The sequence below is a fragment of the Streptomyces sp. B8-7 genome (assembly GCF_058833805.1).
Map to the genome: position 1 here is coordinate 1,219,461 of NZ_JBYRRL010000001.1, position 19,217 is coordinate 1,238,677.

General features: G+C 68.8%; 16 protein-coding genes. 9 read left to right on the plus strand and 7 right to left on the minus strand.

The window, feature by feature from the left end; translation table 11 throughout:
- Nucleotides 1-541 precede the first annotated feature (541 nt).
- Together AC5K6T_RS05025 and AC5K6T_RS05030 are read left to right on the plus strand one after the other, a co-directional pair.
- A complete protein-coding gene (locus AC5K6T_RS05025; RefSeq protein WP_493205996.1) occupies nt 542-8,032 on the plus strand; it encodes a ricin-type beta-trefoil lectin domain protein in 7,491 nt (2,496 codons plus the stop codon).
- Nucleotides 8,032-8,889 (plus strand): hypothetical protein, encoded by an 858-nt coding sequence (locus AC5K6T_RS05030; RefSeq protein WP_493205998.1) that lies wholly within the window; start codon nt 8,032-8,034, stop codon nt 8,887-8,889. The genes AC5K6T_RS05025 and AC5K6T_RS05030 overlap by 1 nt, the downstream gene beginning before the upstream one ends.
- A gap of 166 nt (nt 8,890-9,055) precedes the next feature.
- Here the strand turns inward: AC5K6T_RS05030 and AC5K6T_RS05035 are convergent, their stop codons facing one another.
- The 5 genes from AC5K6T_RS05035 to AC5K6T_RS05055 all read right to left on the minus strand — a co-directional run bounded on the left by AC5K6T_RS05035 (nt 9,056) and on the right by AC5K6T_RS05055 (nt 13,518).
- Nucleotides 9,056-10,324: a tyrosine-type recombinase/integrase gene (locus tag AC5K6T_RS05035; RefSeq protein ID WP_493206000.1), complete on the minus strand. Its 1,269-nt coding sequence runs from the start codon at nt 10,322-10,324 to the stop codon at nt 9,056-9,058.
- Nucleotides 10,321-10,506 (minus strand): helix-turn-helix domain-containing protein, encoded by a 186-nt coding sequence (locus AC5K6T_RS05040; protein ID WP_493206002.1) that lies wholly within the window; start codon nt 10,504-10,506, stop codon nt 10,321-10,323. The genes AC5K6T_RS05035 and AC5K6T_RS05040 overlap by 4 nt, the downstream gene beginning before the upstream one ends.
- The gene (locus tag AC5K6T_RS05045; RefSeq protein WP_493206004.1) at nt 10,499-11,845 is read right to left on the minus strand and encodes a replication initiator; all 1,347 of its coding nucleotides are present in this window, start codon (nt 11,843-11,845) and stop codon (nt 10,499-10,501) included. Before AC5K6T_RS05045 ends, AC5K6T_RS05040 begins: the two co-directional genes overlap by 8 nt.
- A 138-nt stretch (nt 11,846-11,983) precedes the next feature.
- Nucleotides 11,984-13,312, minus strand: a complete 1,329-nt coding sequence (locus AC5K6T_RS05050) for an FtsK/SpoIIIE domain-containing protein (RefSeq protein WP_493206006.1) — start codon at nt 13,310-13,312, stop codon at nt 11,984-11,986.
- A complete protein-coding gene (locus AC5K6T_RS05055) occupies nt 13,312-13,518 on the minus strand; it encodes a hypothetical protein (RefSeq protein WP_493206007.1) in 207 nt (68 codons plus the stop codon). Before AC5K6T_RS05055 ends, AC5K6T_RS05050 begins: the two co-directional genes overlap by 1 nt.
- A gap of 3 nt (nt 13,519-13,521) precedes the next feature.
- Here AC5K6T_RS05055 and AC5K6T_RS05060 point away from each other — a divergent pair, with 3 nt between their 5' ends.
- Complete coding sequence (locus AC5K6T_RS05060; protein WP_493206009.1) at nt 13,522-14,361, plus strand: GntR family transcriptional regulator; 840 nt, start codon at nt 13,522-13,524, stop codon at nt 14,359-14,361.
- 70 nt (nt 14,362-14,431) lie between these two features.
- Here AC5K6T_RS05060 and AC5K6T_RS05065 read toward each other — a convergent pair whose 3' ends face one another.
- Nucleotides 14,432-15,154: a GntR family transcriptional regulator gene (locus AC5K6T_RS05065; RefSeq protein WP_493206011.1), complete on the minus strand. Its 723-nt coding sequence runs from the start codon at nt 15,152-15,154 to the stop codon at nt 14,432-14,434.
- Nucleotides 15,155-15,309: 155 nt separating this feature from the next.
- Here AC5K6T_RS05065 and AC5K6T_RS05070 point away from each other — a divergent pair, with 155 nt between their 5' ends.
- From AC5K6T_RS05070 to AC5K6T_RS05085, 4 genes are all read left to right on the plus strand, one after another.
- Nucleotides 15,310-15,507, plus strand: a complete 198-nt coding sequence (locus AC5K6T_RS05070) for a hypothetical protein (protein WP_115069895.1) — start codon at nt 15,310-15,312, stop codon at nt 15,505-15,507.
- Complete coding sequence (locus AC5K6T_RS05075; protein ID WP_493206013.1) at nt 15,504-15,734, plus strand: DUF7848 domain-containing protein; 231 nt, start codon at nt 15,504-15,506, stop codon at nt 15,732-15,734. The genes AC5K6T_RS05070 and AC5K6T_RS05075 overlap by 4 nt, the downstream gene beginning before the upstream one ends.
- Before the next feature lie 680 nt (nt 15,735-16,414).
- Nucleotides 16,415-16,768, plus strand: coding sequence for a hypothetical protein (locus AC5K6T_RS05080; RefSeq protein ID WP_493206014.1), 354 nt, complete (start codon nt 16,415-16,417; stop codon nt 16,766-16,768).
- On the plus strand, nt 16,768-17,232 hold the full coding sequence (locus AC5K6T_RS05085; RefSeq protein ID WP_493206016.1) for a DUF4304 domain-containing protein: 465 nt from the start codon (nt 16,768-16,770) through the stop codon (nt 17,230-17,232). Before AC5K6T_RS05080 ends, AC5K6T_RS05085 begins: the two co-directional genes overlap by 1 nt.
- A gap of 162 nt (nt 17,233-17,394) precedes the next feature.
- Here AC5K6T_RS05085 and AC5K6T_RS05090 read toward each other — a convergent pair whose 3' ends face one another.
- Nucleotides 17,395-17,991, minus strand: a complete 597-nt coding sequence (locus AC5K6T_RS05090) for a site-specific integrase (protein ID WP_493206017.1) — start codon at nt 17,989-17,991, stop codon at nt 17,395-17,397.
- Here AC5K6T_RS05090 and AC5K6T_RS05095 point away from each other — a divergent pair.
- Entirely contained in the window at nt 17,924-18,199 is a 276-nt protein-coding gene (locus tag AC5K6T_RS05095; RefSeq protein WP_493206019.1) for a transposase, read from the plus strand. The genes AC5K6T_RS05090 and AC5K6T_RS05095 overlap by 68 nt on opposite strands.
- On the plus strand, nt 18,196-19,080 hold the full coding sequence (locus AC5K6T_RS05100; RefSeq protein WP_493206021.1) for an IS3 family transposase: 885 nt from the start codon (nt 18,196-18,198) through the stop codon (nt 19,078-19,080). Before AC5K6T_RS05095 ends, AC5K6T_RS05100 begins: the two co-directional genes overlap by 4 nt.
- Nucleotides 19,081-19,217: the final 137 nt, after the last annotated feature.

The window sequence follows — 19,217 nt, forward strand, 5'->3', positions numbered from 1 at the left end:
GCGCGAGCAGATCATGCCCCACGAGCCCGGCCGATGCCAGCCCGTTCCGAATCGGATGCGCATCGACCGAGTACCGCTGCCGCTTCCCGCCGTATGGATGTCTCGTAAAGCGAGACGGTCCCGGCGTCGCGTCCGGTCTCGTCCGAAGCCGGTGTTCTCCCTGCTCAAGCCCGATGTGGTCGCCTTCGGGCGGCCGTGTTCACCGCATTCACACATGTGTGCGTGTGATGTGTGCCTTGAGATCGACGTCGGAAATCATCCTCGGGTGTTCAACGTGCCCGATTTCACCACCCTTTCCATGTGACGAGTGTCACCCTCGGTCGATTTCCATTTGACGCGAGGTGTCTTGCGGCAGAGGATTCGGCGGTATTTCGTGTCGACTTCGGGAGACGGAGCGCGCGGCCATTCGGGCGCGCTTCCTGCCGGCGCCTTGGGGGGCTTTTCGGTGTTTGGTTCGCTGTCGTGGTCCGGCCGTGGGTCGCTGCCTCGTACCGCCGCGACGCGCCGTCGGGCGCACCGGAGGCGATGGGGCGTCGGCGCGGTGGTCGCGGGCGCGCTGACGGTGGGTCTGCTGCCGGCCGAGGCGCTGGCGCTGCCGTCACCCGGCGGTAACCGGGCCGGAGTCGAGCTGATCGACCTCCCGGAGGAGCAGACCGCGACCGACGCCGACACCGGGACGCTGGACGACCTGTCCGGTGAGGCCACGGTGCCGCCGGCGGAGTACGAGCCGGCCCACACGACGCCCCCGGCGAGCGGGCCCGCGTCCGTGGACCTCACCACTCCGGTCGCCGGGCAGCTGAAGCAGGCGGGCTCGCTGCCGGTGCTGCTGGGCGCGCCGGCCGACGCCACGCCCGAGGAGGCCGCCGCTCTGGACGGCACCTGGCAGGTCGAGGTGGCCGACAGCGCGCAGACGTCCGCGGCCGAGGTCGACGGAACGCTGCTCACGGTGACGCCGCCCGCCTCCGCGGCCGCGTCGTCGGTGGACGTGGCCCTGGACTACTCCGACTTCGAACAGCTCTACAGCGCCGACTGGGCCGACCGGATGCGGTTCGTGGCGTACCCGGAGTGCTTCCTGACCGCGCCGCAGGACGAGGCGTGCAACCAGGCCGTCCCGCTGGCCACCGAGAACGACGGCACCACCGGCCGGATCAGGGCGACGGTGGACGTCGCCTCGGCCTCCGCCGCCTCGGCCTCCGCCGCCTCGGCCGAGCCGAGTCGGGCCGCGCCGGCCGACGGCGGCGGCTCGGGCGCGGTGCCGGCCGTGTACCGTCCGGGGCCGGCGCGCAGCGAGGCCCTCAGGGCGCTGCTGCCGCAGGCGGGCGCCGCGGGCGGCGGCTCGATGGTGCTCGCGGCGAGCGACTCCGGCTCCGGCCCCAAGGGCGACTACACGGCCACGCCGCTGGCCGCCTCGGGCACCTGGAGCGCGGGCGGGTCGTCCGGGGCGTTCTCCTGGTCGCAGCCGGTGACGGTGCCGCCGGTCCCGGCCGGCCCCGTACCGGACATCGCCTTCTCCTACAGCTCGCAGGTCGTCGACGGGCGGACCTCGGCCACCAACAACCAGGCCTCCTGGATCGGCGACGGCTGGGACTACACGCCCGGCTCGATCGAGCGCACGTACCGCTCCTGCCGCGACGACACCCAGGGCGGGGCGAACAACGCCTCCCGCAAGACGTCGGATCTGTGCTGGGGTTCGGAGAACGCCGTCCTGTCCCTGGGCGGTACGACGACGGAGCTGGTGTACGACGACACCACCCACACCTGGGTGACCGCCGGCGGCGACGGCTCCCGGGTCGAGCGGTTCAAGGACACCTCCAGGGCCAACGGGGACGGGGACGGCGAGTACTGGCGGGTCACCAACCGGGACGGCACCCGGTACTACTTCGGCCTGAACCGGCTGCCCGGCTGGAGCACCGGCAGGGAGACCACCGACTCGGTCCTGACCGTGCCGGTCGCCGGCAACCACTCCGGCGAGCCCTGCCACGACAGTTCCTTCGCGTCCTCGTTCTGCGCGCAGGGCTGGCGGTGGAACCTGGACTACGTCGTGGACGTCAACGGCAACGCGATGTCGCTGTGGTGGAACAAGGAGTCCAACCACTACGCCAGGAACGAGAAGTACACCGCCCCCGTCTCCTACGACCGCGGCGGCCACCTGAAGCGCATCGACTACGGCCAGCGCTCGGACACCCTGTTCACGGCCGCGCCGGTCGCCCGGGCCGACTTCACCGTCGCCGAGCGGTGTTACGACGAGGCCGCGACCGGCCTGAAGTGCACCGAAGACGCGTTCACCTCCATGGACTACGGCCAGTACCGGCTCTGGTACGACACCCCGGCCAACCTGTACTGCTCCGGGGCCTCCGGCAGCCGCTGCGCGGTGTCCTCGCCCACGTTCTGGTCCCGCAAGCGGCTGTCGTCGGTCACCACGTACGCGCAGCGCACTCCCGGTTCGACGGCGCTGTCGAAGGTCGACAAGTACCTGCTGATCCAGTCCTTCCCGCGCACCCTGACCGACACGGCCCCGCCGCTGTGGCTGGAGTCGGTCCAGCGCACCGGCTACGCGGTCGACGGAAGCACGCTGAAGAACAACGCCGTCGAGTTCTCCCACAACAACCAGGCCATGCCCAACCGGGTCAGCACGGGTCCGGCCGATCCCCGGCCGGCGTTCGACCGGCTGAGGATCCGCCGGGTGGTCACCGAGTACGGCGGCGAGATCGACGTCGAGTACTCCGCGCCGTGCCCGTCCGCGGCCGCCTCCGCGCATCCGGAACCGGAAGCCAACGGCACCCGCTGCTACCCGGTCTACTGGAGTCCGGATCCGGAGCAGGAGACGATCGACTGGTTCAACAAGTACGTCGTCGCCTCCATCACGGAGAAGCCCCGCGTCGACGGCGTTCCCGACCTGGTCACCGAGTACCGGTACCCTGCCGACGGCGCCGGCTGGGCGAAGAACCAGACCGAGTTCAGCAGGAAGACCACCCGCACCTACGACCAGTGGCGCGGCTACGCCCAGGTCACGGTCCTGACCGGGAAGAACGACCCCGCCACCGGGATCGTCCGGGGCAAGACGGTGACCCGGTACTTCCGCGGCCTGGACGGCGATCCGCTGCCCGGCGGCACCCGCTCGGTCACCGTCAAGGACTCCACCGGGGCCGACATCGCCCGGGACGAGCCCTCCTTCCAGGGCATGACCGCCGAGTCCCTGGCCTACAGCCAGGCGAACGACGACGGCACCGGCGGCACCGTCACCTCCCGCACGGTCGCCTACCCGTCGGCCCGCCTGCTGGCCACGCGCGCCCGCACCGACGTGCCCGACCTGAAGGCGTACCGCACCCGGGTCGACCGGACCGTCACCGTCACCCCCGCCAGCGGCACCAACCCCGACGACACCCGCACCTCGCGGACGGTCGAGACCCGCACCCTCTTCGACGACACCTACGGCCTGCCCTACCAGGTGGAGTCGCTCGGTGACACCGGCCGCAGCGGCGACGAGACCTGCACGCTCACCTCGTACCTGCACAACACCGGCGACTGGCTGATCGGTCTGGTCGAGCAGACCAGGACCACCGCCGGCACCTGCGCCCAGGCCGCCGGCGCCACCGGCGACGACGTCATCGCCGCCTCCCGCACGGCCTACGACCACCAGCCGTACCACACCGCGCCGACCAGAGGCCGGGCGACGGACGTCTGGGGCGTGGACGGCGCCGGCACCGGCTGGATCCACACCGGCGCCACCACCTACGACGCCTACGGCCGCGTCAGAACGGTCAAGGACGCCGAGGACAACACGGGGTCGACGGACTACGACCCGCCGACCGGGCAGGTGCACTCCATCACCGCCACCAACGCCCGCGGCCACACCTCGACCACCACGGTGGAGCCCGGCCGGGGCACCCCGGTGACGTCCGAGGACGCCAACCACCGCGTGGTCACGCAGGCCTACGACGCCCTCGGCCGGGCCACCGCCGTGTGGACGGCGTCGCAGAACCCGGCCACCGACGCGCCGTTCAAGAAGTTCTCCTACGACACCACGGTCGGGAAGCCGGCCGCCGTCACCGGCTCCACCCTGCGCGACAACGGCACCTACGCGCACGCGGTGACCGTCTACGACGGCCTCGGCCGACCGCGCCAGACGCAGACCGACGCGGTCGGCGGCGACCGGATCGTCACCGACACCCTGTACAACGCCGCCGGCACCGTCCGCCGCACCAACAACGGCTATCTCGCCGCCGGCAAGCCGTCCACGCACCTGTTCGAGCTGGAGTCGGACTTCAACGTCCCCAGCGCCACGGTGAACACCTACGACGGCCAGGGACGGCTGCTGACCACCACCCCCTACGAGGCCGGCGCCGCGAAGCCGGCCAAGCGCACCACCCGCAGCTACGACCACGACGTCACCACCGTCGTTCCCCCGGTGGGCGCCCCCGCGACCCGCAGCTTCACCGACGCGCTGCAACGCACGGTGCGCATCGACCACTTCAGCGACGCGCTGCGGGCCCGGTACACGTCGACCACGTACGGCTACGACCCCCGGGGCAACCGGGTCTCGGCCACCGACACCGAGGACAACACCTGGTCCTGGACGTACGACGCCCGAGGGCGCACCGTCCGGGCGGACGACCCGGACACCGGTGTCACCACCACGTCGTACGACGACCTGGACCGGCCGGTCACCACCAGGGACGGCCGCGACATCGTGGTGTGGACCGGCTACGACGAACTGGGCCGCACCACCGAGAAGCGCCTGGACGACGACCAGGGCGCCCTGCTGGCCGACTTCACCTACGACACCCTCCCGGGCGCCAAGGGGCAGCCGGTCTCGGCGACCCGCTACAACGACGGCGTCCCGGTCACCACCGCCGTCACCGGCTACGACACGGAGTACCGGCCCACCGGGAAGAAGACCGTCATCCCGCCGGGCTCCCCCTCCTCGGCGACCGCCGGACTGGACGCCACGTACACCTACTCCTACACCTACACCAGGACCGGGCTCCTCAGGTCGGTCACCGTCCCGGCGGCGGGCGGCCTCTCCCAGGAGAAGGTGATCACCCGCTACAACGCGGACGGCCTGCCCGCCTCCACCTCCGGTCTCGACTGGTACACCGCCGAGACGACGTACAGCCCCTACGGCGAGGTCCTGCGCACCGTCACGGGCGAGGGGCCCACCCGGGTGTGGACGACCAACCTGTTCGACGAGAACACCGGCCGGCTCCACCGCGCCGTCACCGACCGGGAGACGGCCGCCCCGCACCGCGTCAACGACCGCCGCTACTTCTACGACGACGCGGGCAACGTCACCCAGGTCAAGGACACCGACGGTGCCGGGGCCACCGACCGCCAGTGCTTCACCCACGACGCGCGCGGCCAGCTCGGCCAGGCGTGGACCTCACCGAACGAGGGCTGCACGGCCCCCGGCAGGTCGAACCCCGCACCGGTCTACAACGACACCTCCGGCACCGTCACCGCGACCAATGTCACCGGCGCCGCCGACGGCTACTGGCAGACCTACACCTACGACACCCTCGGCAACCGCAAGGGCCTGACCGAGCACGACCCGTCCGTCCGGGTCGACGGCGGACAGATCGACACCACCGGCGACACCGTCACCACCTACGAGTACGGCAGGCAGGGGGGCGGCCAGCCGCACACGCTGACCGGCATCAGCACCCACACCGCCACCGTCGACACCGCCGCCTCCCTCTCCTACGACGACGCCGGCAACACGATCGGCCGCGTCTACGGCGGCGACAGCCAGGCCCTGGACTGGACCTGGGACGGCAAGGTGAAGACCGTCTCCGGCTTCGGCAGGGCCGGCCAGGGCCAGCTCATCGGCCTGGACGACAAGTGCCTGGACCTCCAGAGCGCGAACACCGACGACGGCACCCCGCTGCAGATCCATTCCTGCAACGGCACCAAGGCGCAGAACTTCCGCCTGGACTCGGACACCGGCGCCCTGACCCTGCTCGGCAAGTGCGCGGCGCCCACCGGAGGCGCCGCCACCGCGGGCACCCCCGTCACCCTCGCCCCCTGCACCGGCGACGCCGGCCAGCGGTGGACCGTGACCAACGGCGCCCTCGCGTACGGCACTTCCGGAACCTGCCTCGCCGTACCCGGCGCGGACTCCAGCGACGGCACCGACCTGCAGGTCAGCACCTGCGACGGCAGCGCCGCACAGCAGTGGGCCTTCTCCGACCAGACCGCCTACCTCTACGACGCGGACGGCAACCGCGTCATCGCCGCCACCGCGAGCGCCCGCACCCTCTACCTGCCCGACACCGAGCTGTCCGTCGACGCCACCGGCGCGGTCGCCTACTGCCAGCGCTACTACAGCCAGGCCGGCGCCCCCACGGTGATGCGGCACACCTACGGCAGCTCCACCAGCACGCTGACCGCGCTGGCCACCGACTCCCACGGCACGGCCGTCGCGAGCATCGGCCTCGCCGAGGGCCAGACGATCCAGCGCCAGAAGACCGACCCCTTCGGCATCCCCCGCGGCACCGCGGACAGCCACTGGCAGTCCCACCGCGGCTACCTCGGCGGCACCGACGACAGCACCACCGGCCTCACCCACCTCGGAGCCCGCGAGTACGACCCCGACACCGGCCGCTTCATCAGCGCCGACCCGATCCTGGACATCGCCGACCCGCTGTCCCTGAACGGCTATGCCTACGCCAACAACAGCCCGGTCACCCACAGCGATCCGTCAGGTCTCTGCCTCGCGGACATTTGCGGTATCGGCTATCCCATCGGCGGCACAGGCTCGCACGGAGGCAAGAAGGAGTTCGTCACGCATGCGCCTCCCGGTGCCGGCGGGGTGGGTGTACCCAGCTACAGCGGGGCGGGATACGTCGGGGAGCTGCCGGCTGCGGCGAACGGCGATGCGAACAACTTGGTCTCCATCGGCGGTGAGTGGAACGTCGAGATCTATCCCACCGTGTATATGCCCGCCAGCAATCCTCATGTGAACGAGGTGGCGAAGGCATTCCGGGAACGGGTCAACTACGTGTGCGACCCCAAGCTGCACTACGACTACTACTGCATGGCTCCACGTGCGGACGGGTCCGATCCTGGGACCTGGGAACGCACAGTGGCGAAAGCGTACTCCTGCAAAAAGGGCTGGGACTGCGGCGACAACTGGTTCAGTCCAACCGATCTGGTCGAAGCCGGAGTGGCGGCCGGCCTGGTCAGTGGAAACGGCCGCATCAACGGCCCAGGGAAGCGCAGGGCAGGCGGGGACTGCAGCTTCACCCCCTCCACCCCGGTCCTGATGGCCGACGGCGAGACCAAGCCCATCGGCGACGTCGAGACCGGTGACGAGGTCGAGGCCGCCGACCCCGCCGACGGCACACACCAGGGTCCTCGCAAGGTCACCGCCACCCTCATCAACCACGACTACGACCTCGTCGACCTGGAGATCCAGCGCACGGACGGAAGCACTGACACCCTTCACACCACCGCCAAACACCCCTTCTGGGACGACACCCTGCACATCTGGGTCCCCGCCGGCCAACTCCGCTCGGGCCACGCCCTCAACACCGCAGACGACCACCACGTCCGCGTCACCGCCGTCACCCTCCGCCCCGGCGACCGCGACATGTACAACCTCACCGTCGCGGACCTCCACACGTACTATGTGCTGGCGGGGGCTACGCCGGTTCTCGTTCATAATTCCGGGGGAGATGCCAGGTTTAAGTACCTTGATCGCCCTGGATACAGCAATTACGTACTTGTCGATCGTGGCGGTAACGTCTACTACTCCGGAATGTTTGGTCCGGGCGACACCCCAGCGGGTGTTCAGTATCGTCACGGCAACAACAACAACCGGTTCAATCCCGCAAACGGGGATTCGATGAGGGTGATGCCTGGTACGAGGACGTACGGCGAGTCGCGCCTCATGGAACAGAGACTCTCCGAGCAGTACGGTACGAACATCGGTCGCGACGGCAACAACTACCGTGGCAATCGCCAGAATCCGCTTGCTGGAAGCAAGCTGGCGGAGTATGAAGGCTACGAGGCAAGGAAGCTTGGAGGATGCTAGTGAGTGACGTCGAGGATTTCGTTCCTAAACTCGCTGCACTCTCGAATGAGTTCGCGGCGCAAGCCGGCAAGAGGCCGTCTCTTGGGGAGCTTCTGGAACTCCTTGGATGGGCATCGCATGGAGTTTATCCGGCGCCGCTTGCTTTCAAAGCGAAGCTGAAAGGTGGCAGGCGTTACTCAGGGCTGAGCCGTTCGCTCGTCGGTGAGCTGAATGACTCTACCTTTATTGACGCGGCTTCATTTCTGGCCTCCATCGCGGAAGGAGCAAGCGGTCAGCCCCTCTCGCCTTCGGGGCTGGCCTCGTCTTTGCTGCTAACTCTCAAGGAATCCGGTATTTCCCTGGAGGACGTTGCCGGCGAAGAGGTTGCGGAGCTGACTGTCGACACCGCAAAGAAACCCGCTAAGCCTCGGATCGGCGACGTCTTGGCTATTCCTGCTAGTGGTGGCGAGTATCGTATGGCTTCGGTCGTGGCGCGAAATCGATTTGGCACGGCGCTTGGATTTCTCCGTGGGAGATTTAGCGTTCCGAGACCCGTAAGCGAGGAACGTTTGGCGGCGCGCCAGTTCCCTATCTACACGGATGATCGACTTGTTTCGACCGGGGCCTGGAGGGTTGTCGGTCACGACGAGAGCCTTCTGTCCCTATTTCCTGCGGAACCGGAGATTTATCACGCACCGGATTTGCGGTGGCCTGGTATCGACCTCGGCGAATTCGGTGCTGCAGAAAAACCGAGTGGAGAGATCCGTCTAATCGGAATCGACGAGGCTCGTGCTGTGGGCCTTCTTGACGGCACTTACCGTCAGTCTTACCTCGGCGAGTTCCTGGAGCAATTCATGGAGGATTCAGTCGATCGCTGAGCGGAGCTCCGAATACCCCGGAGCGCTGAGCGCTGCAATTGGTGGGCGGCACTGATGCGCCAGATGGAATGAAGTGCTGGCCGCCAATGTCAGGACCCAGAAGGGCCTCGCCGAATGTCACGGCGAGGCCCTTCTGGGTGCTCTGACGGCAACGATGACGGCAACGTCAGCGGACGGCGACCGCAGTGGGCGGGGCGTCAGGGTCGTCGTCCTGACCGCCGAGGGCGTTGCCAAGCGTGTCAATGGCTTGCCGCTGGAGGCGGAGTCGGACGTGGGCGTAGACGCCGGCGGTGACGCCGATGTGGGCGTGACCCAACAGCTCCTTGATCACGATGAGGTCGACGCCCTGTTCGAGGAGCAGGGTGGCGGTCGAGTGGCGGAGGTCGTGGAAGCGGATGCGCCGGAGCCCGGCCCGGTTGAGGAAGGTGCGGAAGCGGCGGGTGAGGTTGGCAGGGTCGAGAGGCCGGCCCGTCGGGGTGGTGAATACGAGGCCGCTGTCGCTCCAGTCCGTTCCTGCCGTCTCGCGTTCCTTGTCCTGCCGTCCCCTGTGCTCCTTGAGGGAGCGGAGGCATTCGGTCGGGAGCGCGATACGGCGTTCGGACGCCCGGGTCTTGGTGGGGAGATGTGTGAGGCCGCCGGTGCGATTGCGCTGGAGCGAGCGCCGGATGCTGGCCGTTCCGGTGGTGAGGTCGAGGTCTTCCCAGCGGAAGCCGAGGAGTTCGCCCTTGCGGAGTCCGGTGCGGAGGGCGAGTTCGTACAGCCCATGAAGCCGGTCGGCGCGGGCTGCGTCGAGGAACTGGCGGGCCTCGGCCGCGGTGAGCGGCCGGAAGCGCCTGGGCTGGTGCGGGGTGGTCTTGACGTTGCGGGCGACGTTGCGGGGCAGCTCGTCTTCGCGGACGGCGTGTTCCAGTGCCGACTTGAGCACCGAGTGCACGTAGGTCACGGTCAAAGCGGACAGCCCCTTCTGGCAGCACTCGCCGACCGCACAGCACCTCTTCCGTTCGACGTCCAGCCCCTGGGCACAGCACTGGCAGGCGGTGCGAAGCCGGTCGAGGAAGGTGCGGACGTCCTTGGCGGTGAGGCGAGCGACCTTCTTGGTGCCGAGTCCGGGGATGAGGTGGAGGCGGACGCAGGCGGCGTATCGGGTGTGGGTGTTCTCGCGGAGCCGGTGGATGGCGACGCTGCCGAGCCAGTAAGCGAGGTAGTCGCCGACGGTGCTGTCGGCGGTGGCGACGGGGAGGCCGCGGTTGCTGTCGGCGATCTTCTCGGCGAGCTTGTCGGCGGCTTCTCTACGGGTGGTGCCATAGACGCGGACGCGTTTGCGGGTGCCGTCGGCGGCGAGGACGTAGCCGGCGGCTTCCCAGCGGCCGTCCTTGCGCTGGTAGATGGTGCCTTCGCCGTTGGCGCGGGCCTTCTTGCGCTTGGGGGCGGTCATCGGGTGGCCTCTTCCAGGTGGCGCTGAACGTAGTCAGCGAGGGCGTGAGTGGGGATGCGGCGGGCGCGGCCGATGGTCAGCGAGGCCAGGCGGCGGGTGCGCATCAGGTCGTAGAGGGCGGAGCGGCCGATCTTGAGGCGGGCCATGGCCTCGGGGACGGTGAGGAGTTCGTCGTCACGCACCGGCCGTCACCGCCCGTTCGCGCGTCGGGCTGCCGTGGATGAGTGCGGCGAGGCGTTCGAGGTCGGGGGTGAGGCCGGTGCCGTCGTAGGTCCAGTGGGCGAGGACGAGGGTGGTCGGGGAGGGCGGAGGGGTGTGGCGGCGGTGCCAGGCGGCTCGGGCGGTCCGGAGGGCGCTGAGGGTGGTGGAGTAGGTGCGGGTCTTGGTGGAGAAGTGGCCACGGAAGCCGAGCATGTGGGCCCACTTGCGCAGGTTCAGGTGCTTGAGGTCGTCGCGGGCGCCGAGAGCCCAGGCAGTGCGGATCATCCGGGCGGCGTGCTCGGGCACGGACTCGAACCAGAGGTCGGTGATCTTCCTCAGGCGGTGGTCGAGGGTGCCGGTCGCGGCCTCGGTGCCCTTGGTGGCGTACTTGGCGACGTATCCGGCAACCTTGCCCTCGGTGATCGTGGTCCCGCCCTGGAAGGCGGAGGACCGGATGACCCTGGTGTCGATCTGCTCGCCGAAGGCGAAGGAGCGGGCCCGGCCGTTGACCTCCGGCCCGTCGATGCGGGCGCGGGTGGCCGAGATCCGAATGGCATCGGCCAGCAGGTCGGGGGTGGCCCAGGTGGGCGGCGGGGTGTAGGGGCCTGCGGGGCCGTCGAGGCGGATCACGGCGTGGAAGTGGATCAAGCCGCGCTGCTGGTACTCGGCGACCTTGGCGTACGAGACGCGGACGACCTTGGAGAGCAGTCGTTGCGGGACACCTGCAACGGCGGCGATGGTGCGGCGCAGGTGGAGCATGAAGCGGGCCCACAGGGCGGGGGCGTGGGCGTTCCACAGCACGGCGCCGGTGTAGTCGTAGCGCTCGGGGTCGAGTGGGGTTCCGAGGAGCGGGTCGCCTTTGGTGTGGGTGCGTCCGCAGCGGCAGCGGGTGGAGCCGCCCACGCGTCGCCCGTGGACAGGGCCGTATGAGGGTGCGGTGAGGGTGGCGAAGACGCGGGGGTGGGTGGCGACCTGGTCGGGGATGTTCTTGCCGCCGCGCAGGCCGGCGGCGATGAGCTGGTAGGTGTCCTGGCGGTAGAGCTCGGCGCAGGAGGGGCAGCGGGTGGTGCGGCGGTTGCCGCAGCGGACCAGGAGGTGTCCGGCGGGAAGTTCCTTGGACTTCAGTTCGCGCAGGATCTCGCCGGTGAAGGCGTCGATCTCGGTGCGCTGGCCTTCGAGCCGGATCGGCTGGGCGCACCCGCCGAGCGAGGACAGTTGCCGTACCAGGCCGAGCAGGTCCCGGTACCCGGTGAACGTGGGCAGCGCGGCCGTGGCGCGTTCGGGGCGGGGGATTGTGGCGGTGGGGTCGTGCGGTGGCATCCTGGCGGGGCCTCTCTGCACTGCGGCACACACGTGTGCCGTGGACGGGTAAGGGAGGGAAGCCCCGGCAAGGGCGAGGGTTTGGCGACTACACGCCCTTGCCGGGGATCACTGCAAAGCGGAACCAGGAGGCGGCGGTCACGCGGCCTTGTCCAGGTCGAGGCGGTCGGGCAGCTCGCGGACCTTGAGCTCTTCGGCGCACATCAGATCGTTGATCTGCCAGCAGGCTTCGGTGGGCAGGTAAACCGAGCGCAGCCGGACGGGGGTGCGCATGTCGCCGACGGAGGCGATGGACACGCCCTGGGGCATGGTGCGGTCGGCGGCGGTGATGTCGAGTTCCCGGCCGTCGGGGAAAAGGTGCAGGAAGTCCTCGACGGTGTCGACGCGGTGGCAGATCCGGGCGGACAGGTTGGTGCGGATCGCGGTGGTCAGCACGTCGGCGGAGGGCTTCTGAGTGAGCAGCCACAGCCGGATGCCGAACTTGGCGCCCTGGCTGGCGATGGCCAGCAGCTCGGCCTCGAAGCGTTCGCGGGCCTTGCGGTCCGGGTGCCGCGTGTAGTTCGCCACCTCATCGATCACCACGAGCAACAGCGGCAGCTCGGGGCTGAACTCGGTGACGCGGTCGGTACGGCCGGACCAGAACAGCCGCTCGCGGCGCTGCATCTCCTCGCGCACCCAGCGCAGGATCTCGGTCGGCTCGTCGGGGTGGATGGCGTCGGAGACCTTGTAGGCGGTACGCCACCAGGGCGCGACCGCACCGAGGTTGGGGTCGATCACGATCAGACGCACGTCCCGCATGAGCGAGGCGTAGGCGAGCAGGGTGTTGACGGTGATCGATTTTCCGGAGCGGGTGAGGCCGGCGACGAGGGCGTGGGCGGAGTAGGCGAGGTTGAGCACGATGGGGGTGCCGTCTTCGTCCCAGCCGAGTAGTACGTCATCGGTGGAGACGAACTGCCCCGGTCGGCACACGGGGGAGCCGTCCGGGCCGAGGAGCGGTGAGCGAATCACCGCCTCCAGCGGCTCACGCCGAAACCCCCGCGCGACGATCACTCCGGGCTTGGGCTGACTGATCCGGATGCGCCGCATCCCCCACGCGTCGCACAGGCCCTCGCCAGCGTCCTGCCAGGCGCTCAATCCGACCTGCGGCAGGGCATCGGCGGTGACAGTGACGCCGAAGGCGTCGGCGCGGGTGCGCAGGCGCGGCACCAGCACACGCGGCTTGGTCGGTTGGTCCTGCGGGCCGTACTGCTGGAGCATGGTCGGGGTGGCGTCCTTGACCGCCAGGCCCAGCATCGGGGCGAGCCGCTTCCAGCCCCACCGCATCCGCCGCGCCTGCCGCAGACTGACCCGGGTCTCGGCATCGGCCCGGTACCAGCGGGCGAAGCAGTACCCGGCCCAGCCCAGCAGCCCGAGCCCGCCGAGGACGACCACGGCCAGGAGCGCGAGCCCGAGGGAGTTCCCGGTCATCAGGCACCGACCTTGGCGGTGACGGCGTCGGCGCGCAGGGAGATGCCGTGCCGGTCCTTGCCGTTGATCTCGTTCTCCCATGCCGAGGCGACAAGTCCGGTGAAAACGACCGGCAGGCCGACCTTCAGGCCCTTGCCGAGACCCGGCTCCGGGACCTTCACGGTGATCACTTCGGCGCGGCCGTTGAAGGCGAACATCACGTCCACCAGGTGCAGGTGGGCGCCGGTGGCCCGGTCGATCGCGGGCTGCTGGCCTTCGCGGTGCCCGGCCAGCTCCTGCCGACCCAGAGCCAGCTCATGCAGACCTACAAGGCGTCGAGCCTGACCGTGCAGAAGGCGATCCGGCTGCTCAGGAACGAGGGCTGGGTCATCGCCCGCCAGGGGCGCGGCACATTCGTCACGCGCTCGGCCGACTTCGAGGACGCCTTCGAGAAGGTCGCCGGCGATCTCACACAGCAGATCTACTCCGGCACTCTGGCTCCCGGCTCCCGGCTCCCGGCCCGCGAGGTCCTGGCGGAGCACTACGCGGTGCCACTCAACGTGGTCACCAATGCCATCGCCCTGCTGGCCGGTAACTTCCTCCTGCGCTTCCCCGGCGAGCTGCCCGGCGACGAGGTCTACGTACGCGACTGGGACGACCACGGCTTCGCCACCCAGCTCACCCACGGCCGCCTGGTCCGCAAGATCAGAGACGGATCACTGGCCAGGGGCGCCACGGTCACCGTGGACGAGGTGGTCGACACGATCGGCGGCGACCCGGAATCCGCAGACCAGGCCCTGACCTTCCTCACCCTGGAGGGCAGGATGAAGAAGGCCCACCAGCGCAACGGCTCGATGGCGTACGTCGTCGTGGGGGGCGAGTTCGGCACAGAGGTACCGGTCGCGGTGCAGCCAGCGGACGAGCCGGACGAAGCGTCGGCTGCCCCGCCGAACGAGTTCCCGGCGGCGGCCGGAGTAGCGGATCTCGCCTACAAGCTGGAACGCGCCCTGGAGCGCATCGAGGAGCTGGAGGAGCGCGTCGAACGCCTCGAAGGCGGCGACACCAACTGAGGCGGGTACGTGAACGGCAGCGTCCCCGAAGGCCGCAGGCTGGCTTTCGGGGACGCTTCGCGTGGATCGGTCAGGGCTGGTACTCGTAGCCGATGGTGAACCGGGGCGGCAGGCACCACTCCCCGTACTCGATGATCCCCTCCGCGTCCGACCACCGGTGGACGCCGGCCAGGATCGGGGAGCCGACCGGCAGCCCCAGCGCGCTCGCCTCTCGGGCATCGGCGGGACGGGCGTGCATGTCGTCGCGGGCGTGGGTGATCGTGCGCCCGGTGGCTTCCAGAACCCGGGCGGACAATCCGTGATTGCGGCCCGGGGCGGTGTTCAGCAGGTCCGGCACGAGGGCGGCGAACGGGGCCGGGTACCAGGTCACGGCGAACACGGTCCGGGTCTTGCCCCGTCCGGCCAGCCACTCGCGCCGAACCACCTGATCCCCGGCTTCCAGGTCGAAGATCTCCGCCACGTACAGCGGCGGGATGATCAGCTCGGCGGCCGTCACCCGGCTCGTCTCACCCTCGGCCAGGAACGACTTCACCCGCTGGACCCGGGCCAGCCGGTCCCGCGCCGACAGCGTCCAGCGTGGGTCATCGGCGACGTAGGTGCCCCGGGGGGTGGTGCGGATGAAGTTCTCCACTTGGAGAGCCTGCAAGGCGCGGGAGACGGTGGCGGCTGCGGCCTGCCACTGCCCGGCGATCTCCCGGTTGGTCGGCAGCTTGGCGCCGGGCTCAAGCTCTCCCGACAGGATGCGCTCCCGGAAGTGGTCAGCGATCTTCGTGAACGTCTTGGGACTGGGCATAAGGCGTGCCCCTCCGTTGAGTTGACGTGATGTCAGTGGAAGCACACTAGTGCACTGCGAACCGTAGCGGGAGTGCTTCGGCCACTCGAATACTGAACTAGAGCACCGACCTGTCAAGAGGTCGGCCATGTGACGTTCGAGAGGTGGCGATGTGCATGACGGAGCCGACCAGGTACTCGACCCCGCCAGTTGAACTCCCCTTGCGCCTGGAGCTGGAGCCGGTACCCGTCGAGGGCTGCGCGGGGTGCGCGGAGCTGGCCAACGTACGCGACCGGGCTCGCACGGTCGGCGACATGACCACCGTCAGTGACTGCAACGTCTACATGCGACGCCACCCGGAGGGCCACCAGTGAGCCCCCGCGCGGTATACCGGCACATCGTTCACAGCATCCGCCACGCGCCCGAAGGCGGCATCACCTACGAGGCGTTCTGCGTCACCGCTGGATGCGGAGCCGAATCCGGCGCCCATGACGAGCAGGAAGCGGCGCAGGACTGGGCACTCCGTCACACCGGACGCACCGGCCACGACCTGTTCAGGCGCGTCTTCACCGACCATGCCAAGGTCACCCGAGCCGAGTAGAACCACCACCGCAAACCGGAACAGCACCCACACGCCGCAGGCCATCGCACCAGGCCAGCGGCCCAGCCGGACGCTCGGCCACCGACCACGGCGTACCGCCGAAGCGGGATGCGTCCAAACTTTCTCTACGTCTTCAAGGCGACCCGCTGACGCGGGTCGCGCGCGGCACGGCCGCCCACCCGGCCCGCTCTCGGCTCCGCCACCGCGGGCCGGCCAGCGACCAGGCCGCGCAGAACAGCACAGCGTTGCGCCGGAAGCGAAGAGAAGCCGGACGTGCCCACACGGCGAGCACCAGGCCGACGGCGAAGCGGCGGCGGGGAGTTGGCCAGGGCGGAGGTCCGGGGGTGGGGTCGGTCGGCTCCGTGGGCTTTACCCACCTCCCCGGGCCGGGGCCCGCGTCGGGCAAGGCCAGGGGGCCACTCGTTCAAATTCCGGGCAGGATCACGACCTGCCCGAGTTGCCGGGCCAGCGTACGGCCCCCTGACCATGCCCGACCCCAACCCGGGCAGGACACCGGCCAAAGCCCACTCCACCGCCCTCACGCGCGCAGCCGTCTGACGGCAACGCCGACGGCAACACGAGCGCACAGCACGGCACTTCCACGCACACCCACGGACAGGCCGGAATTCGCTGACCAGCGAAAATGCAGGTGACGCCCGCCCGGCGCGCACACGTACTATGTGCTGGCCGGGCAGACTCCGGTACTCGTTCACAACAGCAACTGCGGTGTCGCCCGTAACGAGAAGGGGCAGTTCACATCTGGGGAGAATGCGGACGCGGCCCGTGGGCGCCAGACACACTTGAACTACAGGAATGCTCTGGGGGCTGAGTACGACTTCGAAGTCACGCTTCCGAGCGGGCTCCGGCCTGATGCGGTCGACTGGAAGAACCGTGTCGTGCGTGAGTTGAAGTCGGACGCGAAGAGCAGCCAGGCGACGGGGCGGCGACAGTTGCAGAAGTACGTCGCCGAGTTGGAGGATATGACCGGTCAGAGGTGGACTGGCCATCTCGATACGTATAAGAGGTTCGGCTGATGATTAACTCGATTCTCCTGGAGGCTCTCAATGAGGTCTTCAAGCCGCTGGGATTTCGAAAGAAGTCGGCGAACTGGTACAGAGTGTCTGGCGATCTCTACTGCGTAGTTGGCGTCCAGGAGTCCCGCTGGGACGAGTCGTGCTACGTGAATGTCGGATTCGCTCCAGCGGTCAATGTCAAGGCGGGATGGCTCCCGGAGTCGAAATGTCTCGTCAGATTCAGGGCGGACGCAATCACCTCTATTTCCCGCGAAGATCTCGACCTTCTATCCGGGGAAGCGGCGAAGGCGAGTGGAGAGGATGACCTTCGGGTGGGCCTCGTCGAGAAGATTGCAACTCCAGTGGCGCGGGCGGTCAATCCGATTGAGAGTATTCAGGGTTTGAAATCGCTGCTGCACACGAGCGTTAGTGATCAGGTGTTCATTCATCGTGAAATCAGGGGCGAATTGCTCGAAGAGGGGTGACTCAACGTCCTTGATTCCGAACTGAAGGTTCATTTCGGCGAATTCCGGCTTCCCGGAATGCCGGTTTTATCGGGATTGATCAGCGCTGACGGCAGTAGTTGACGGCAACGGCGGCGAACACCAGGGGTGTTCGCCGCCGTTGCCGTGCGCCCGTGCGCGGGGTCAGGGGTGGTTGAGGGCGTTGCCGAGGGTGTCGATGGCGTCGCGCTGGAGGCGGAGCCTGACGTGGGCGTAGACGGTGGCGGTGACGCCGATGTGGGCGTGGCCGAGGAGTTCCTTGATCACGACGAGTTCGATGCCCTGTTCCAGGAGCAGGGTGGCGGTTGAGTGCCTGAGGTCGTGGAAGCGGATGCGGCGGAGGCCGGCCTTGTGGAGGAGCGTGGTGAAGGCGCGGGTGAGGTTGGTCGGGTCGATCGCTCTGCCCTGCGCGGTGGCGAACACGTGCCCGCTGTCCTGCCACGTGGTGCCTGCGGCTTCCCGTTCGCGCTGCTGCTGCTCGTGGTGGTGCTTCAGCGAGTGGAGGCAGCGGGTGGAGAGAGCGATGCGGCGTTCGGAGGCACGGGTCTTGGTGGGCAACGTGGTGAGTCCGCCGGTGCTGGTGCGCTGCAATGTGCGGCGGACGGCAGCGGTGCCCCGATCAAGGTCGAGGTCTTCCCAGCGCAGGCCGAGGAGTTCGCCCTTGCGGAGTCCGGTGTGGAGAGCGAGTTCGAACAGCGCGTTGAGCTGTACTGCGATTTGTGGAGTCCCTGATCTGGGCATCCACAAGGAGGCCCTGCGAGGCTGGGTCCGCCAGGCCGAGGCCGACCGCGGCGAGCGGGACGACCGGCTCACCACCGCCGAGCAGGATGAGCTCAGGCAACTCCGCAAAGAAGTAGCGGAGTTGAGGCGGGCGAACGAGATCCTCAAAGCCGCCTCGGTGTTTTTTGCCCAGGAGACCGACCGTCCCCGGACGAGGCCGAGCAGGTGATCGACCACCTGCGTGACAGAGGTCTCGGGGTCGATCCCGTCTGCCGGGTGCTGGAGCTGTCGCCGTCGACGTACTTCGCCCGCAAGAAGCGGCCGAAGTCGGCCCGCCGGCTCCGGGACGAGACGCTGATCCCGCTGATCGAGCAGGTCCATGCGGAGTCGGGCGGCACCTATGGCGCCCGCCGGATCACCCGCGCGCTTCGGCGCAAGGGCCACGCGGTGGCCCGCTGCACCGTCGAGAGGCTGATGGCCGAGCTGGGCCTGGAGGGCGTCATCCGTGGCCGGCGCCGCCGCACGACCGTTCCGGAGCCGTCGGCGCCGCGTCCGCCGGACCCGGTCGACCGCGACTTCACCGCCTCCCGGCCCGATCAGCTGTGGGTGGCGGACATGACGTATGTCCGGACCTGGTCGGGGTGGGCGTATGTGGCGTTCGTCCTGGACGTGTACTCGCGGATGATCGTCGGCTGGCAGGTCGCGAACCACATGCGGACCGAACTCCCGCTGGACGCCCTGGAGATGGCGCTCTGGCGGCGTCGGATCAAGAAGGACTCCGGACTGATACACCACAGCGATCGCGGGTCGCAATACGTATCAATTCGGTATACCGACCGGCTCGCCGACATCGGCGTCTCCGCCTCCGTCGGCTCCGTCGCGGACTCGTACGACAACGCGATGGCCGAGGCCCTGAACGGGACCTTCAAGGCCGAGCTGATCGAGATGCAGGGCCCCTGGAAGGACGTCGACCAGGTCGAACGGGCGATCTTCCAGCGGATCACCTGGTACAACGAAGAACGCCTTCACTCCGCACTCGACTACGTACCGCCGGCCGAGTACGAGGAAGCCTTCTGGCAGAGCCAGGAGCAAACCCCGCAGTCCGCCTGAACCAATCAAGATCGGACTCTACGAAACTCGGGGCAGCTCACCTGTCTGCCGCCCCGCTGGCGACGCCCACCGGCCACTCGGCGCGCAGTGGCAGGCAAGCGAGCCGAACCCGATCCCGGAAGCAACCGCATCGGCCT

What these genes read in the sequence shown, in the direction of transcription:
- AC5K6T_RS05050 (WP_493206006.1), bottom strand. Translation starts at nt 13,312, where the DNA reads ATGACCGGGAACTCCCTCGGGCTCGCGCTCCTGGCCGTGGTCGTCCTC.
- AC5K6T_RS05090 (WP_493206017.1), bottom strand. Translation starts at nt 17,991, where the DNA reads ATGCCCAGATCAGGGACTCCACAAATCGCAGTACAGCTCAACGCGCTG.
- AC5K6T_RS05035 (WP_493206000.1), bottom strand. Translation starts at nt 10,324, where the DNA reads ATGACCGCCCCCAAGCGCAAGAAGGCCCGCGCCAACGGCGAAGGCACC.
- AC5K6T_RS05070 (WP_115069895.1), top strand. Translation starts at nt 15,310, where the DNA reads ATGACGGAGCCGACCAGGTACTCGACCCCGCCAGTTGAACTCCCCTTG.
- AC5K6T_RS05045 (WP_493206004.1), bottom strand. Translation starts at nt 11,845, where the DNA reads ATGCCACCGCACGACCCCACCGCCACAATCCCCCGCCCCGAACGCGCC.
- AC5K6T_RS05085 (WP_493206016.1), top strand. Translation starts at nt 16,768, where the DNA reads ATGATTAACTCGATTCTCCTGGAGGCTCTCAATGAGGTCTTCAAGCCG.
- AC5K6T_RS05065 (WP_493206011.1), bottom strand. Translation starts at nt 15,154, where the DNA reads ATGCCCAGTCCCAAGACGTTCACGAAGATCGCTGACCACTTCCGGGAG.